This is a genomic window from Acinetobacter sp. NCu2D-2, from assembly GCF_001647675.1.
Lineage (GTDB): Bacteria > Pseudomonadota > Gammaproteobacteria > Pseudomonadales > Moraxellaceae > Acinetobacter.
Window position 1 is genome coordinate 112,683 of the sequence record NZ_CP015595.1, and the last position, 16,393, is coordinate 129,075.

Here is a 16,393-nt window from a genome sequence, read left to right on the forward strand (position 1 = left end):
AAACAGGGTTTGATATGAACGCTATTCCAATGATCAATGTATTTAGCAAACCATGCTACAGCCAGTTCGACGATCGGGATTGGGAAATTCTAGCGCATCATTGGTATCCAGTTGCACGTATTCAGGACATAACCGAAAAACCGCAACAAGTTACCTTGTTGGACATCAAACTTGCCATCTATAAAACTGAAAGTGGTGCGATTCATTTGGTTCGAGATATTTGCCCTCACCGTGGTGTACCGCTTAGTAAAGGCTGGGTGTCTGGCGAAAGTATTGTCTGTCCTTATCATGGGCTTGAATATAATGACCAAGGGAAATGCGTCAAGATTCCCGCGCAACCTGAATTAACCAAAATCTCAGATCGATTTTCACTGACTAAATTTCCAGTGGTTGAAAAATATGGTTTGGTGTGGACCAGCCTGTTTAATCGAGATGAGTCGACTGCGAATTTTCCAGTACTAGATACCTGGGATACTTCTGAACATCAATCGATTTTGCCACCTTATGTTGATATCGCAGGTTCAAGCGGCCGTCAGCTTGAAGGCTTTATTGATGTCGCACATTTTGCCTGGGTACATCACAATGCTTTTGCGGATCGTGATAATCCCGTCGTGCCTAAATACAATACCGAACGTACCCCGTATGGCCTGCATACCGAATATGTCAGCAATGTCAGTAACTACCCACATGGCATGCAACACTTAGCACCTGAAGGCTTCTTATGGAAGCGCGTTTTTGATGTCTATCCACCATTTTCAGCCATCTTAACCGTACATTTTCCAGAGGATGGTGTTTTAAAAATTTTAAATGCTTGCTGTCCGGTATCTCATAACCAAACTCGTTTATTTGTTCCTTTGACCCGCAATTTTGATACCACTGGCGATTTGCAAGCCGTTTATGATTTTAATGCGCAAATCTTTGCTGAAGATCAAGAACTGGTGGAAAGCCAAAAACCTGAAGAATTACCCCTCGATATATCTATGGAGGCACATTTTGAAGCTGACCGTTCATCAACAACATATCGACGGATATTAGCAGAATGGGGATTAAGTAAACGTTATATTGTTTAATATAAATTGAGTTGTAAATAAAAAAATAAAAACTGCATTTTAAATAATATCTTTATTTTAAATGCAGTTTTTATGTGTTAATTATATTTAATAGATAATCATAAATTGGAAATAATTTAATGTGTCGTCCCAATCAAGAACAGATATTAAAATTTCTAAAACTTTCAAATGATGTCGGACGGCGTGCAACCGAGCTTGGACATCATCCTTTTGGTGCCGTATTGGTGGCACCTGATCATGAAACGGTGCTCCTCACCCAGTGTAATATTGATACTGTCAACCATGCAGAATCAACATTAGCCCGAGTTGCTGCGACCAATTATCCCGCAGAATATTTATGGCAATGTACGTTATATACCGCAGTTGAGCCATGCTGCATGTGTTCTGGAACCATTTATTGGGCGAATATTGGACGCGTGGTTTATGGTATGACTGAAGAACGTTTACTTGAGTGTACTGGAAACCATCAGGAAAATCCGACCATGAGTGTCAGCGCTGCTTATGTCTTTAGTCATGGACAAAAAGACATCGATTTAATTGGCCCTATCCCTGAAATTGAAGCTGAAACCCTTAAGCTACAACAGCATTTTTGGCAAAATAGATAAATTTTTCTGCATCAAAATCCCATTTTTAATGGGATTTTTTTATTTTAATTGATTTATATTTTTAAAAATAACTGCACGATTAAATCGCATTTATTTTTAATTTGCACTTATTTAAATCACACTTAATTAATACCTTAATATAAACATCATGAAAATATTTTTATTATTTTAAAAAATCACTTTATTTTAAAATAAATAAATTAAATAGCGCATTTTTAAATTAAATTGGAATAGTTATTGCTAATTATAAAAGGAACCAACCGGACTCATTTGAGTCAAGTTATTAATGAATGTGCATTAGGCACACTGACAAAAAGAGCAGAAGAGAATGAACGATAAAAAGACCTTTAAAACTGGATTCAAGACACTGATGGGGATGTTGTGTGCAGGTGGCCTGATGGCTGCATCCATGACGCATGCAGTAGATAAAGCCGCTTTTGTCTATATTGGACCTACAAGTGACCATGGTTGGACATACTCACATGATCAGGGGCGAATCAAAACTGAAAAAGCTTTGGCTGGCAAATATAAAACCTCTTATATCGAAAATGTTCCTGAAACTGCCGATGCAGAACGCGTTATTAGAAACCTGGCACAGCAAGGCAATAAAGTCGTATTTGCGACCTCTTTTGGCTATATGAATGCTATGGAGAAAGTAGCTAAACAGTTCCCAAATACCGTATTTATGCATGCTACGGGTTATAAGCAGGCAAAAAACCTCGGTGTATACGACGTACGCACCTATGAAGGCGCTTATATGCTGGGTGTGGTTGCCGGTCAAAAAACTAAGAATAACGTTTTAGGTGTAGTGGGATCATTCCCGATTCCCGAAGTGGTACGTAACATCAATGCTTATACTTTGGGTGCACAAAGTGTCAATCCGAAAGTGAAAACCAAAGTCATTTGGGTCAGTTCATGGTTTAACCCAGGCAAAGAACGTGATGCAGCTTTAGCACTGATCGCACAAGGTGCGGATGTATTAATGCAAAATACAGACTCACCAGCGGTCGTCCAAGCTGCTGAACAAAAAGGGGTGTATGCATTCGGATGGGACTCAGATATGAGCAAATTTGGTCCGAAAGCTCATTTAGCAGCATCAGTCTTACACTGGGAAAAAATTTACACGCCAGTTATGACGCAAGTAAGTAATAAAACATGGAAACCAAGTGCACTTTGGTACGGCGTAAAACAAAAAGCAGTGGATATTGAGAACTTCGGACCAATGGTCACCGCTGATGAGAAAAAGAAAGCTTTAGCTGCTCGTGATGGCATTTTAAAAGGTGCACTGCATCCATTTACTGGTCCCATCTATAAACAAGATGGCTCACTTTTAGTGGCTAAAGGCAAAACACTTGATGATGCAACTTTAGGGAAAATGAACTATTACGTGAAAGGTGTTGAGGGTGCCTTACCAAAATAACTAATTCTAAGATTTCATCGATCCAAAAACAGGTCTAAACACTCATTTGAATCTTTAATGAAACAGATGAGTGAGATGACCACATAACACAGGGCACTGACAATGAACCAAACACAAGATCTGTCTGCACATTCGCCCAAGCGGAGTCCAGTGTCAAATCGCGAGGTTCCACGTCTGGAACTGATTAATATATGTAAACGTTACAATTCTCTGAAAGCCAATGACCAAATTAATTTAACAGTTCACTCAGGACAGATTCATGCAATTTTAGGTGAAAATGGGGCGGGTAAAAGTACCCTGATGAAAATCATCTATGGTGCTGTGAAAGCAGATCAGGGGCAAATTCTTTGGAATGGTAAAGAAGTAAAAATCGACAGCCCATCCTTTGCGAGAAAAATCGGAATTGGCATGGTCTATCAACACTTCTCATTATTTGAGACGCTGACGGTTGCAGAAAATATCCTCCTCGGGCTGGATGAAAAAGTAGATTTATCTGAACTCAGTCAAAAAATTATTGCGGTCTCTGAGCAGTATGGTTTACCTGTAGATCCACGACGAGAAGTCCATTCACTGTCTGTAGGTGAACGTCAGCGTGTCGAAATCATTCGTTGTTTGTTACAACATCCCAAACTGATTATTCTTGATGAACCCACTTCAGTATTAACTCCACAAGCTGTACGACAGCTGTTTAAAACCTTACGTGTACTTGCATCACAAGGGGTCTCGATTCTATATATTAGTCATAAGCTACACGAGATTAAAGAGCTTTGTGATGAAGCGACCATCTTAAGAAATGGATCTGTCACAGGTAATGTCAATCCACGGGAAAAATCGACCAGTGAATTGGCACGCCTGATGATTGGGCGTGATTTACCGACCTATATTCGAGCAGAGTATACAGGCACACCTGACACCTGCTTTGAAGTCAAAAACCTGAGCTTTGAATCTGAAGATCCTTTTGGTGTATCGCTTAAAAATATTAATCTCAGCGTCCAAGCGGGTGAAATTGTCGGGATAGCGGGTATTTCAGGAAATGGTCAAGCTGAGCTTCTGTCCTTACTTTCGGGCGAAGCAAAAACCATAACTGGAGAACTTTATTTAGAACAGCAAGACATTACTGCGCTGAGTGCTGGACAAAGACGCAATGTGGGACTTGGCTTTGTTCCAGAAGAGCGTTTAGGGCGCGGTGCAGTGCCCAATATGACCCTGTCACAAAATGCTTTATTGACGGCGTATCGGCAAAAATTCACCCAATGGGGATTGATTAAATTTTCAGAAATTCAATCTTTTGCAGAAAAAATTATCGAAAAATTTGGTGTGAAAGCCAGCGGTGCCAGTGCGGAGGCTCGCTCACTCTCAGGTGGTAACTTACAAAAATTCATCGTGGGACGTGAAATCCTACAAAACCCAAAATTTCTGGTGGTGGCACAGCCTACTTGGGGCGTCGATGTCGGTGCATCTATGTTCATTCGCCAAACCTTGATTGATCTTTCTCGTCAGGGGGTAGGCATCTTGGTGATTTCTGAAGAACTTGAAGAGCTGTTTGAAATGAGTGATCGGATTTGTGTTCTGGCGAATGGTGAACTATCTCATCCTGTACCCACACAAGAGACCAATGCAGAAAATATCGGTTTACTCATGTCTGGCATTGAGCAACATGCAACACCTTCAGTAGGTACAGAGGAGCAACGTGTTCATGCTTAAATCCGTATTCAAATTAAACCCTTTACCCGGAGGATGATCACATGCATTTACTCGAACCTCGTGAACATCCTTCTCAACTGATGAAATGGCTATCACCCATTATTGCTTTAGCGGCAATGCTAGTGGTCGGCAGTATTTTATTTTTAATGCTGGGCATCAGTCCAACCAAAGCGATGTATGTGTTCTTCATCGAACCGCTCATAACCTCCTATGGCTGGAGTGAGCTGGCGGTAAAAGCCGGGCCACTGATTTTGATTGCACTGGGGCTTGCTGTAGGCTTTCGCGCCAAATTATTCAATATCGGGGCTGAAGGCCAACTGATCATGGGTGCCATTTTTGGTGGAGGCATTGCGCTTATTTTCCACGAACAAACAGGCTGGTGGATTTTACCACTGATGATTGTGATGGGTGCTTTCGGCGGTGCCTTATGGGGTGCCATTCCTGCCTTACTGAAAACCCATTTCAATGCTGAGGAGACACTCACTACCTTAATGATGAACTATGTGGCGCTATTTGTATTGCTTTATCTGGTCAATGGTCCTTGGCGTGATTCAGAAGGCATGAATTTCCCGCAAACGGTGATGTTCAGTGAAGGTGCGACTTTGCCGATGATACTTGAAGGTACACGCGTTAATGCATCGATCTTCATCACCATTGTTGCGGTAATTCTGTTCTGGATCTTTATGCGCAAAAGTCTGACTGCATTCAAACTTGAAGTCAGTGGACAAGCCCCTTTAGCGGCTAAATATGCTGGTTTTTCATCATCTAAAGCGATTTGGCTCAGTTTGGTCATCTCTGGAATGATGGCGGGTATTGCAGGGATCTGTGAAGTTGCTGGTCCAATTGGACAACTCAATCCAAACTTATCACCTGGCTATGGTTATGCCGCGATCATTGTGGCGTATCTAGGACGTTTAAATCCTATTGGGATCGTACTGTCAGGGTCGTTGATGGCACTGATTTATTTGGGCGGAGAGATGGCACAAATGCAGCTCCAGCTTCCAGTCGCAATTACAGGTATTTTCCAAGGATTGCTCCTGTTTTTCCTATTGGCTTCTGATGCCTTGATTGAAAACCGTTACCGCTTCGCGAAAAAACGCGTATCTCCTGTGGCAGATCCTGCTTCAGCGAATGCTTAAACAAGATAAGAGGAACATAATATGGCTATAGAAATGACGGCAATTTTGGCAGGAACCATTGCCGCAGCAACACCTCTCATCTTTGCGGGATTGGGTGAGCTGGTAGCACAGCGCACAGGCGTCATTAACTTAGGCGTTGAAGGTATGATGCTAGTCGGTGCGATTGCTGGTTTTGCTTTCGCTGCACAATATGAAGCGAGCGTGCTGAGTTCGCTCTTGATCGGAGGCTTGGCAGGCATGATGATGGCACTGATCTTTGCCTTTTTCACCTTGTCCCTCAGTACCAGTCAGTCTGCATGCGGTTTAGCCCTGACGATTTTCGGGATTGGTATATCTGCATTCTTAGGACAAAACTATGTCAGCATGGCTCTACCTGGGTTAGGTAGTCTTAATATTCCCGTATTAGCTGATATTCCACTGATTGGTCCAATCCTGTTTCAACAAAACTATGTGGTATATCTGTCTATCATTGCATTCTTTGCTATTTGGTACGTACTCGCAAAAACCCGTCTAGGTTTGTTACTAAAAGCTGTCGGTGAATCACCTGAAAGCGCACATGCCATGGGTTACCATGTTCTTGCGATTCGCTACGGGGCAGTGTTATTTGGCGGACTGATGGCAGGCATAGGTGGGGCTTTCCTATCCACAGTTTACACCCCAATGTGGATTGAAAACATGGTTGCAGGTCGTGGCTGGATTGCAATTGCACTGGTAGTCTTTGCTGTTTGGAAACCAACACGGCTGATGCTTGGTGCTTATCTTTTTGGTGGGGTAACGATTCTACAATTTCATGCACAGGCGCTTGGAATCAAAGTACCCAATGAGTTCTTAGCAGCACTGCCTTACCTAGCAACAATTGTAGTTCTGGTGGTGATTTCCCGAGACAAGAAACTTTTAAAGATGAATTTACCAGCGTCATTAGGCAAAACATTTGTGCCTTAAACCTTATAATTTAAAAGATGAATGACCACGAATGAAAATTTTAGCAGCAGCCTACGTGCTGACGATGAATAGACAAAACGAATGCATTAAAAATGGCGCTGTATTGGTTGAGGGAGACAAAATCAAAGCCATTGGCACTAAAGCTGAACTGAAGCAGCACTATCCCAATGTGATGGTGCATGATTATCCCGAAGCTTTGCTGATGCCTGGCTTAATCAATACCCATTGTCATTCAGGTCTTTTAAGAGGGACTGCCGAAGGTCTACCTGTGTGGGATTGGCTGCAACAGTTTATCGATCCAATGCATCGTGTTCTTTTACCCGAAGATGCCAAGGCTGCATCCTATCTCTGTTATGCAGAAGCATTACTTTCTGGTACCACGACGATCGTAGATATGTGGCGTTATATGGATGGCAGTGCAGAAGCGGCAAAAGACTTAGGGATTCGTGCTGTTCTAGTGCCTTATGTGGCTGAACATCCAGATCATGACTATTTTGAAACCTTAAAAACCAATGAAGACCAGATTAATCGATGGCACCAGCAAAATCATGGTCAAATCCAAGTTTGGGTTGGTTTAGAACATTTATTTTATGCAGAACCGCATGCACTAAAACGGATTCAAAGCTTATGTCATGATTATCAGACAGGTTTTCATACTCACAGTAATGAGAGCCAGTTTGATGTTCAGGAAAACTTACGCCGTCATGGTATTCGCCCTATACACACCTTAGAAAAGGTGGGATTGTTAGATTTACCAAAGACACTGCTTGCACATTGTGTATGGGCTGATGCTACAGAAATTCAAATCATGAAACAGCACAATGTCGGCGTGGCTCATAATCCTATTTCTAATATGAAACTAGCATCCGGTGCTGCACCTGTGCTTGAGATGCTCAAACAGGGTATTGCAGTTGGCTTGGGTACAGATGGCGAAAAGGAAAATAATAATCTGGATATGTTTGAGGAAATGAAAACGGCGTCCTTGTTGGCGAAATTCTCTAATTTAGATGCCGCAGCATTGGATTCATTATCTATTTGTCAGATGGCGACGTATACTGGTGCAAAAGCCTTAGGTATGCAGAATCAGATTGGCAGTCTTGAAGTCGGAAAATCAGCAGACATCATTGCTGTAGATATTGCGACACCACGTATGACACCATTGGTCGATGAAGGTCGACTCTTCAATTTATATACCAACCTAGTGCATGCTGTACAAGGACAGGATGTGGTGATGACCATGGTCGGCGGTAAAATTGTTGTTGAAAATGGCAAATTGTTAAATGCAGATTTGCAAAAATTAATGGATGATGTGAACCGAGTGACACCTTTACTGTTCGAACGCCGTGATACATGGATGGCGAATCAAGGAAAAGTCATCAATGAATTACAGCGCGAAAAAGCTGAAATATAATTGCTTAAATTGAACCTCCAATTTGAACCAGCTAATGCCATAACAGTCCTCGTCTCATCATTCAAGACGAGGCTTTATGATCTATGCACACGCTTGGTAAGCTCATAACTTTACAAAAATGATCTCTCAACGCTGAAAATATATGTTGAACTTGGAGATGTATTTGACTGAACATCTTTTGCGATTATATTTTCTAGATAAATTAAACCATAAATGGCTAGATCCTAATCGGGCCAAAATGAAATGGAAAAGCCCATGTTAAACACCACACTAGATGAAGAACGTGACATTGCCAAAATGGCGGGACATGCATTATCTGAAAAATTCATCGAAGGTTACCTACATAAAAGCATCATATATGTGAAAAATGACCATTTAATGCTTAAAACACCAAATTGTGAGCCTGTTTCAATCCGTGCTTTAACCAGTCGAAATCAAGAAACATCAAAGAAATTCAGCCAGCGAGGCAAGGTTTATAAACTCAAAAAACGCCTTAGCAGTGAATGCTCAGATCATACAGTTTGAAAGATCAGATTATTTAAAAAGCTTTTCACTCCAGCCTAAGGCTTTTAACGTCTACGTGAACGTTTTTAAAAATTTTATATTTAAAATTACAATTGAATTCCACGCACAATTACAATTGCATCATATTGATTTTTAAATCATTATATAAATATTCAAATAATATGTAGAGATAAAGGGTGTCTAGTCAGGTTGTTCCAAAGCCATCGCTCAATTTAGCAAATGCGATTTATACTCAAATTAAAGATGATATTTTTAGTTTTCAGCTTAAACCTGGTCAACGCTTTACCGAAACTGATCTCTCTGAGAAATATCAAGTTAGCCGCACGCCCATCCGACAAGCCCTATATCGACTTGAGCAAGAAGGTTATGTCAATGTTCATTTTCGCAGTGGCTGGGAAATCAAAGCTCTAGACTTTAATTTTTACAAAGACCTCTTTGATCTGCGTATGATTCTTGAAAAAGAAGCTGTTAAACGCTTATGTGAAATGGATCAAGACCAATCTGAAGAACTAAAAGAATTGAAACGACTGTGGTTAGTCGATCAGGATAACTATAACCAAAATACAAAAGAGCTCATGCTACAAAGTGAAGATTTTCATTGCGCTTTAGTGAGAGCTGCAGGCAATAGCCAAATGGCAAAGATCCATCATGAAATCAGTGAAAAAATTCGAATCGTATTGAGTTTAGGGGCAATGCATGAATTCAATATTGAGCATGCCTACCAAGATCATGCATCCATCTTAAAATGTATCCTGCAACGTGATGTCGAAGGTGCAATTCATCTGGCTGAACATCATGTTCTACATAGCATCGACGATGTTAAAAAGATTACTCTGCATATGTTATTAAATCTCTAAAACATTATAAATTTATGATTTTTAAAGCTAATTATAAAATTTGGCATCTTCCTTGCATAACCTTTATCTTGTATACAAGAACGTATACATGAATGTAAAAAAGGCATTTATAGCTTTTAATTGCGACAAAATAGTGCATTTATCACATGATTTTGCACTAGTTTTGCTCATAAATATTAAATTGCTGTAAATATGCGAATGTTATTAAGGTCAATATGTTGAAGTTCCGTTTCGCTTATCTAACCAGTTTGGTATTTATTAGCCCTGTGGGTTTTTCAGCTGAACCGTTGCATATTTTAGATATCATTTATGTGGCTAGCCCTTTAACAGAAGAATCTTTGCGGCAATCTCAAGTACTGACTAAATTTCATCATGATTTGCTCGATATTCCTTTTCAGAAAACTCATCTCTCCACACAAATCATCCAGCAGCAGGATATCCAGCGGATTGACCAAGCATTAAACCTTGTCAGTGGGGTATTCCATCAAAATAACTATGGCGGTGGATTCTGGGATAATTATTCATTCCGAGGTTTTCAGGGTAATCCAAATACAGGCGTAGATACAATTCGTAATGGGCTTAGTGTCAATCGTGGTATTACTGCACCGCGAGATATGGTCAATATTGAATCATTGGATTTTTTAAAAGGACCCAGTGCTGCACTGTATGGACGTGGTGAGGTCGGTGGGGCATTGAATGTCACTACGAAAAAACCACAATGGACGCCTGAAACAGTACTCAATCTTCGTGGGACAACACAAGATGAATATCGTTTGAGTTTAGAACAGACTGCGCCAATCAGCGATGCGCTGGCGTATAGAATGGCAGTTGCAATTGAAGATAATCAGTCTTTCCGTGATCATGTTAGTAGCCAACGTTTATTTGTCGCGCCACAGTTATCATGGAAATTATCTGAAAGCACCCTAATCGATCTGGATACTGAGTTTACGCAGCATTTAGGGACATTTGACCGTGGTATCACGGCCGTGAACAACCACTTATTGATGGATCCCAAGACCTTTACGGGTGAACCTTATGATGGGGATATGCGAGTCAAAGACAATCTCTATCAACTTCGCTTAAAGCATGAGCTCAACGATGCATGGCAGATGAATGCTGCTGTCAGTTATAAAGATGCCCAAATGGTGGGCTATTCAACAGAACCACGCAAATTACAAGCAGATTTAGAAACATTGGAACGTCAGCGTCGTCATCGAGATTATCAGACAGAAGATATTCTGCTCCAAGGTGAAGTCCTAGGACAAATCCAACTTGGTTCTTTATCGCATGAATTGGTACTCGGTGCAGAAACAGGGCGTTTAGACTTTATGCAACGGCAGCGCCGCCTTAATCACTCCGCTGCTCAGCCCAATTGGATCAACATTTATGATCCCACTTATGGGCAATTTAGCCCTGAAATACCTTTACATACCGATTCGAATGAACGTCAGCAGTATTTCGCTTTCAATTTTCAGGATCAAATCTTCCTCAACCATCAATGGAATATTCTCCTGGGTGGGCGCTTTGAGCATGTAGATCAACGTTTTATTAATCATCGAACTCAACTTAAGGATGAAACCCCTGCACAAAAGTTTAGCCCACGCATAGGTCTTAATTATCGTCCTACAGAAGCACTGTCTATATATAGCAATTATGGTGAAGCATTTTCCATGAATAATGGCATGGGCCGCACAGGGGAGACGTTTGCGCCTGAAACGGCAAAAAGCTATGAAATCGGCGCGAAATACCAATGGCAAGATCACAGCATGCTCAGCATCGCTATGTTCGATATGACCAAAAAAAATGTCCTAATGACGGATGCCAATGACCCAAATTTTGAAGCTGCGGTCGGTGAAGTGAAAAGCAAAGGACTTGAAATTGATCTGCATCATCAAATCAATGATCGTGTCAATGTCACTGCTGGTTATGCCTATACAGATGCGAAAGTCAGCAAGGATGATATTTTACCTATAGGCTCACCCCTCACCAATGTACCTAAACATACAGCTCATCTCGCGACAAACTATGATTTTTGGAAAAGTGGCCAACAAGCGACAGGGGTTCATTTAAGCCTGAACTACGTGGATGAACGTAGTGGGGATAATCCAACCAATGTCGCAAATGGTTTTAATTTACCTGCATATACCTTAGTGAACATAGGGGGCTATTATCAGGCCAAGCCAAATCTGCGCTATCAACTCAATATTCATAATCTATTTGATGAAAAATATTATCTATCCAGCTATAGCAATGTATGGGTACAACCAGGAGAGCCAGTTAAAGCATCGTTATCGCTACAGTGGAAATACTGATGAAGGCTTTGCTGATTTCTCTTTTAACCTATTGTGTGGTCGGCTGTAGTGCAACCACGCCTCCGGTTGCTTCTGAAAAAAAAGGCACACGTTGTGTCATAGATAGTTCCAATACCCAAGTATGCCTAATACGACCTGCCAAAAGAATTGTATCCCTGTTTGAATCTGGGCTAGATGGGTTATATATGTTAGGGCAGGGAAATAAGGTGATAGGTATTCCGGCTGAAGTCTATTTGCAACCTTTACTCTTCAATGCATATTCAAAATTAGATCCACGGATTGCACAGCAGCAACTGGCGACCCCATCACAAGGCTCTAATGCGACAAATATTGAAAGTTTGGTTCTGCTTAAACCAGATCTCGTAATTTTGGGAAGTGGTCAGACCCAGACGATCCAGTTGCTTAGACAATTTGGAATTGCAGTTTATGTGATGCAATCTGGAACGTACCAACAAGTTAAAGAAGAGTTGTATGAAATTGCACGACTGACCGGTGCTGAGCAACGTGCCAAAGAAATTTTAGATTACTCCGATACGATTTTGGCTGAAGTCGCACTTAAAACTTCACAACAAAAACATAAACAATCGGTGTATTACGCGTGGTCAGGGGGAAGAATTTATTCAACTTCAGGCCGCCAGTCGATTACCAATGATTTTATTGAATTGGCAGGGGCATATAACGTCGTCAAAACTGATACCAATCAGCCGAATGTCAATCCAGAAACGCTGGTTGAGTGGAATCCTGACAATATCGTGCTATGGAATACTGACCCAGCATTAATTTATCAGCGTAAAGAATTGCAAGGCTTAAAAGCAGTACTACAGCAAAAAGTATTTAATCTGAGCCCTGCATTTATCTATAACCCACACACCATCAAAATTATAGTGACGGCAATCTATCTCCATCATCATATGTACCCTGAGTCTTCAGATTTACCTGTAAAAAGCTTACAACTTCAGATTTTACAGAAGCTCTATGGCAAAAATATCGCCAAGGAACTGATGTCATGAGCCATACACAACTGAAATATTATTGGTTTTACCCACTACCCATCATTTTAATTTTTTTATCACTGTTACTTGGACCAAGCCAAACCTTAAATGCAACTGATTATGCACGTTGGTTTATGCAGTGGACTATAGGTACCCCGTATTTTGATGAAGAACAGTTCGGCTTAATGCGTAATATCGTTTTAAATATTCGTTTACCGCGGATTTTATTGACCTTTATGGTCGGTGCTGCTTTAGCTACGGCAGGTAACGGATTACAGGCATTATTTCGCAATCCTCTGGTCGATTCTTATGTACTGGGTATTTCATCAGGTGCTGCCTTTGGTGCAGCACTAGCACTTTCACTTAGTTGGCTTTCACCGAATTTATCAGCCTTTGTTTTCGGGGTATGTGCGGTTGGATTGACTTATTTATTTGCCCATCAAAAACATGAAAGTCAGACCTCTTTAGTCATGGTGATCCTCTCAGGAATGATCGTTTCAGGTTTATTTTTGGCAGGACTCACGATTATTCAATATTTAAGTGATCCTTTTAAATTGCAAGCGATTGTGCAGTGGACCATAGGCAATTTGCATCAAGCATCTTGGGAAAAAGTGCAATACGCCGTATTTCCAATTACCGTAGGCTTGATCGGACTATTTGCCATGCGTTGGCGTTTAAATCTGATGGCACTCGGCTCAGAAGAAGCTCAAGCAGTCGGGGTGAATCCGAAGTGGGAACAATTGCTATTGATCGTACTGGTGACCTTATGTACATCAACCTCTGTGGCTGCCGCAGGCATCATCAGTTTATATGGCTTATTTATGCCACATATCGTGCGGATGTTGGTGGGGCCTGATCATCGCTACAGTATTCCTGCCAACATGATTTTAGGCGGCAGTTTTTTATTGTTAATCGATAATTTTTCTCGCGTCCTACTGACTTTTGAAATACCGATCGGTATTTTCACCATGTTACTCGGTGCACCCTTCTTTTTACTCTTGATGAAAACTCAAAGGACACATTGGGCATGATTCGTATTGAACAGTTGAATTATGCCTATGGGCATAAACAAGTTTTAAAAAATATTCAGCTTGAGTTTCCACCCCATCAATTTTCAGTCATTTTAGGGCGAAATGGCAGTGGCAAATCTACTCTGTTTAAACTCATGGCGGGACTAGAACCGGTAAAAGATGGACGTGTACTCTACGCAGGTCGGGAACTATCAGGGGTTAAAGGTAAAGATCGAGCCGCTTTACTTGGCTTTCTACCGCAGTTTCATAAAACAGTTTTCCCTTTTTTAGTCAAAGATGTCGTCATTACAGGTCGTGCAGCCTTTAGCCGTTTTCGTCCATCTAAAGAAGATTGGGCAATGGTAGATCAAGCTCTGATCGACCTTGATATCGAACATTTAAAAGAGCGCCCTTATACCGAACTCTCTGGTGGCGAACGTCAGTTGGTCATGATCGCTCGTATTTTAGTACAAGCACCTAAAGTTATTTTGTTAGATGAGCCGACCAATCATTTGGATGTGTATTACCAGTCGTATTTGATGAAGAAATTACGTCATTTATCACGGCAAAATTTCACCGTGATCGCCATTATGCATGATCCCAATTTAGCTTTTTTATTTGCCGATCATCTGTTCTTCATGCGTGAACATGAAGTGATTAAGCCTGATTCCAAAGCACGTATTACCGACCCCATATTTCTCAAAAGCGTCTACGATGTCGAGTTTCATGAGGCCATGATTAAAGATAAAACCATCGTAATCCCTGATCATTCTTGGTTGTAAAAATGAAATTAAAATATGAAATATTAAGACCTTCAGATTTTGAGTCCGCAATTCAATTTTCACTGCAATCACGTCAGTTATTATTTCCTGAGCTCTATCACACCACTACTCCAAAAGATATCGAGTATTTTGAACAATATTATATCGACAGTCCTTTAGGCTGTTTTATTGTCGTGAAAGATCAAGGTCATATTATTGGCACGATTGCTTATCGGGCTTATGATGAACGCTTTAACTTGGACATACCAAGTGGGGCAGTTGAAGTCGTAAAACTCTTTGTACTGCCTGAGTACCGCCGTAAAGGAATTGCCAGCCATTTATGCGAATGCTTATTTGAACAGGCCCAACAAAAAAGTATTAAGACGCTTTACTTACATACGCATCCATTTTTACCTGCAGCAGAGCATTTTTGGACATTGCAAGGGTTTAAACTCATTCGACGAGAACAATTAAAAACCTATGACACCATTCATATGCAACGTAACCTTTAGATTTATTTTTTGATTCGCAGATTCAAATCCCAAGTGCAACACATTTGTAGTTAGTTGAAAAAGTTAGGTGTATTCATAGAATCATTAGACTTTTTCAACTCGCAATTGGAAAGCACACAATGAAGAAATACACCCAACTTTCTCAAGATGAAAGATACGAAATTTATGCTACTTTGAAAAGTAAAAGTTCAATCGCTACCCTTGCTCGGGAGTTAGGACGTTCACGATCAACCATCTACCGTGAAATAAAAAGAAATACTGGGCAACGTGGATATAGAGCTCAACAGGCAGCTAAATTTGCAAGTCAAAGACGGTACCGTCCTTCATCATCAATGACAGCATTTGCCTTCGCTTATATTGATTATTTGATTGGTTTGGACTGGTCACCAGAACAAATTTCAGGTGCTTTAACACAACGCGGTTGGCTGGATGTACCTTCACATGAGTGGATTTACCAGTACATTTATCAAGATAAATCACAAGGAGGTAAACTCCATCTACACTTAAGGCATCAGAAGAAATATCGAAAACGCGGTTACAAAAACACGGATCGTAGGGGGCAAATCATTGATAAAACAAGTATTCACTGCAGAGACCAGGTCATTGATCAACGACAACGTTTAGGAGATTTCGAAGGTGACACGGTGATTGGTAAACATCATAAAGGTGCTTTATTGACACTCGTTGATCGAAAGAGCCTGTATGTACATATTGTTCATTTAGGGCCAACGAGAGCATCCTCTCAAACGATTACTTGTGCATTAGATCGTTTACAAATGAGCCATGCTTATAGTGTGACATTTGATAATGGCAAAGAATTTTCCGAACACAAAAGAATTACTAATGCTGGGATAGAGACGTATTTTGCTGATCCTTACAAGTCTATTCAGCGAGCTAGAAATGAAAATACGAATGGTTTAATCCGTCAATATCTGCCAAAATCATCATCGTTTGATGATGTGTCAAACGAACAAATAGAGCAGATAGAATTTGCACTCAACCATCGTCCTAGAAAAACACTAGGTTGGTATACACCGAGTGAAGTTATGGCTGGTTTTTATACTGTTGCACTTGCCGTTTGAATCCGCCTATTAAAAAAAAATGCTTTTCTCTTAATTCTTTAATAATTTTGA

15 protein-coding genes are annotated in these 16,393 nt (G+C 40.7%); all 15 read left to right on the top strand.

Annotated elements, in window-relative coordinates; translation table 11 throughout:
* The first annotated feature begins 14 nt into the window (after nucleotides 1-14).
* Nucleotides 15-1,070: an aromatic ring-hydroxylating oxygenase subunit alpha gene (locus A3K93_RS13665; protein WP_067731850.1), complete on the top strand. Its 1,056-nt coding sequence runs from the start codon at nucleotides 15-17 to the stop codon at nucleotides 1,068-1,070.
* A 119-nt stretch (nucleotides 1,071-1,189) separates the two neighbouring features.
* A complete protein-coding gene (locus A3K93_RS13670; RefSeq protein WP_067731852.1) occupies nucleotides 1,190-1,675 on the top strand; it encodes a nucleoside deaminase in 486 nt (161 codons plus the stop codon).
* Nucleotides 1,676-2,003: 328 nt separating this feature from the next.
* Nucleotides 2,004-3,095 (top strand): BMP family ABC transporter substrate-binding protein, encoded by a 1,092-nt coding sequence (locus A3K93_RS13675; RefSeq protein ID WP_067731854.1) that lies wholly within the window; start codon nucleotides 2,004-2,006, stop codon nucleotides 3,093-3,095.
* A 102-nt stretch (nucleotides 3,096-3,197) separates the two neighbouring features.
* Nucleotides 3,198-4,799: an ABC transporter ATP-binding protein gene (locus A3K93_RS13680; protein ID WP_067731856.1), complete on the top strand. Its 1,602-nt coding sequence runs from the start codon at nucleotides 3,198-3,200 to the stop codon at nucleotides 4,797-4,799.
* A 41-nt stretch (nucleotides 4,800-4,840) separates the two neighbouring features.
* Nucleotides 4,841-5,938: an ABC transporter permease gene (locus A3K93_RS13685; protein ID WP_067731858.1), complete on the top strand. Its 1,098-nt coding sequence runs from the start codon at nucleotides 4,841-4,843 to the stop codon at nucleotides 5,936-5,938.
* A gap of 21 nt (nucleotides 5,939-5,959) precedes the next feature.
* On the top strand, nucleotides 5,960-6,880 hold the full coding sequence (locus A3K93_RS13690) for an ABC transporter permease (RefSeq protein ID WP_067731860.1): 921 nt from the start codon (nucleotides 5,960-5,962) through the stop codon (nucleotides 6,878-6,880).
* Between the two features lie 31 nt (nucleotides 6,881-6,911).
* Nucleotides 6,912-8,291 (top strand): amidohydrolase family protein, encoded by a 1,380-nt coding sequence (locus A3K93_RS13695; protein ID WP_067731862.1) that lies wholly within the window; start codon nucleotides 6,912-6,914, stop codon nucleotides 8,289-8,291.
* A gap of 255 nt (nucleotides 8,292-8,546) precedes the next feature.
* Nucleotides 8,547-8,816, top strand: a complete 270-nt coding sequence (locus A3K93_RS13700) for a hypothetical protein (protein ID WP_067731864.1) — start codon at nucleotides 8,547-8,549, stop codon at nucleotides 8,814-8,816.
* A 176-nt stretch (nucleotides 8,817-8,992) separates the two neighbouring features.
* A complete protein-coding gene (locus tag A3K93_RS13705; RefSeq protein WP_067731866.1) occupies nucleotides 8,993-9,673 on the top strand; it encodes a GntR family transcriptional regulator in 681 nt (226 codons plus the stop codon).
* A gap of 218 nt (nucleotides 9,674-9,891) precedes the next feature.
* On the top strand, nucleotides 9,892-11,985 hold the full coding sequence (locus tag A3K93_RS13710) for a TonB-dependent siderophore receptor (protein WP_442855662.1): 2,094 nt from the start codon (nucleotides 9,892-9,894) through the stop codon (nucleotides 11,983-11,985).
* Nucleotides 11,985-12,995 (top strand): ABC transporter substrate-binding protein, encoded by a 1,011-nt coding sequence (locus tag A3K93_RS13715; protein WP_067731868.1) that lies wholly within the window; start codon nucleotides 11,985-11,987, stop codon nucleotides 12,993-12,995. Before A3K93_RS13710 ends, A3K93_RS13715 begins: the two co-directional genes overlap by 1 nt.
* Complete coding sequence (locus A3K93_RS13720; protein ID WP_067731870.1) at nucleotides 12,992-14,008, top strand: FecCD family ABC transporter permease; 1,017 nt, start codon at nucleotides 12,992-12,994, stop codon at nucleotides 14,006-14,008. Before A3K93_RS13715 ends, A3K93_RS13720 begins: the two co-directional genes overlap by 4 nt.
* Complete coding sequence (locus A3K93_RS13725) at nucleotides 14,005-14,769, top strand: ABC transporter ATP-binding protein (protein ID WP_067731872.1); 765 nt, start codon at nucleotides 14,005-14,007, stop codon at nucleotides 14,767-14,769. Before A3K93_RS13720 ends, A3K93_RS13725 begins: the two co-directional genes overlap by 4 nt.
* Before the next feature lie 2 nt (nucleotides 14,770-14,771).
* A complete protein-coding gene (locus tag A3K93_RS13730) occupies nucleotides 14,772-15,260 on the top strand; it encodes a GNAT family N-acetyltransferase (protein WP_067731874.1) in 489 nt (162 codons plus the stop codon).
* 119 nt (nucleotides 15,261-15,379) lie between these two features.
* Nucleotides 15,380-16,342, top strand: coding sequence for an IS30 family transposase (locus tag A3K93_RS13735; protein ID WP_067728081.1), 963 nt, complete (start codon nucleotides 15,380-15,382; stop codon nucleotides 16,340-16,342).
* Nucleotides 16,343-16,393 lie beyond the last annotated feature (51 nt).

What these genes read in the sequence shown, in the direction of transcription:
- A3K93_RS13665 (WP_067731850.1), top strand. Translation starts at nt 15, where the DNA reads ATGAACGCTATTCCAATGATCAATGTATTTAGCAAACCATGCTACAGC.
- A3K93_RS13670 (WP_067731852.1), top strand. Translation starts at nt 1,190, where the DNA reads ATGTGTCGTCCCAATCAAGAACAGATATTAAAATTTCTAAAACTTTCA.
- A3K93_RS13675 (WP_067731854.1), top strand. Translation starts at nt 2,004, where the DNA reads ATGAACGATAAAAAGACCTTTAAAACTGGATTCAAGACACTGATGGGG.
- A3K93_RS13680 (WP_067731856.1), top strand. Translation starts at nt 3,198, where the DNA reads ATGAACCAAACACAAGATCTGTCTGCACATTCGCCCAAGCGGAGTCCA.
- A3K93_RS13685 (WP_067731858.1), top strand. Translation starts at nt 4,841, where the DNA reads ATGCATTTACTCGAACCTCGTGAACATCCTTCTCAACTGATGAAATGG.
- A3K93_RS13690 (WP_067731860.1), top strand. Translation starts at nt 5,960, where the DNA reads ATGGCTATAGAAATGACGGCAATTTTGGCAGGAACCATTGCCGCAGCA.
- A3K93_RS13695 (WP_067731862.1), top strand. Translation starts at nt 6,912, where the DNA reads ATGAAAATTTTAGCAGCAGCCTACGTGCTGACGATGAATAGACAAAAC.
- A3K93_RS13700 (WP_067731864.1), top strand. Translation starts at nt 8,547, where the DNA reads ATGTTAAACACCACACTAGATGAAGAACGTGACATTGCCAAAATGGCG.
- A3K93_RS13715 (WP_067731868.1), top strand. Translation starts at nt 11,985, where the DNA reads ATGAAGGCTTTGCTGATTTCTCTTTTAACCTATTGTGTGGTCGGCTGT.
- A3K93_RS13720 (WP_067731870.1), top strand. Translation starts at nt 12,992, where the DNA reads ATGAGCCATACACAACTGAAATATTATTGGTTTTACCCACTACCCATC.
- A3K93_RS13725 (WP_067731872.1), top strand. Translation starts at nt 14,005, where the DNA reads ATGATTCGTATTGAACAGTTGAATTATGCCTATGGGCATAAACAAGTT.
- A3K93_RS13730 (WP_067731874.1), top strand. Translation starts at nt 14,772, where the DNA reads ATGAAATTAAAATATGAAATATTAAGACCTTCAGATTTTGAGTCCGCA.
- A3K93_RS13735 (WP_067728081.1), top strand. Translation starts at nt 15,380, where the DNA reads ATGAAGAAATACACCCAACTTTCTCAAGATGAAAGATACGAAATTTAT.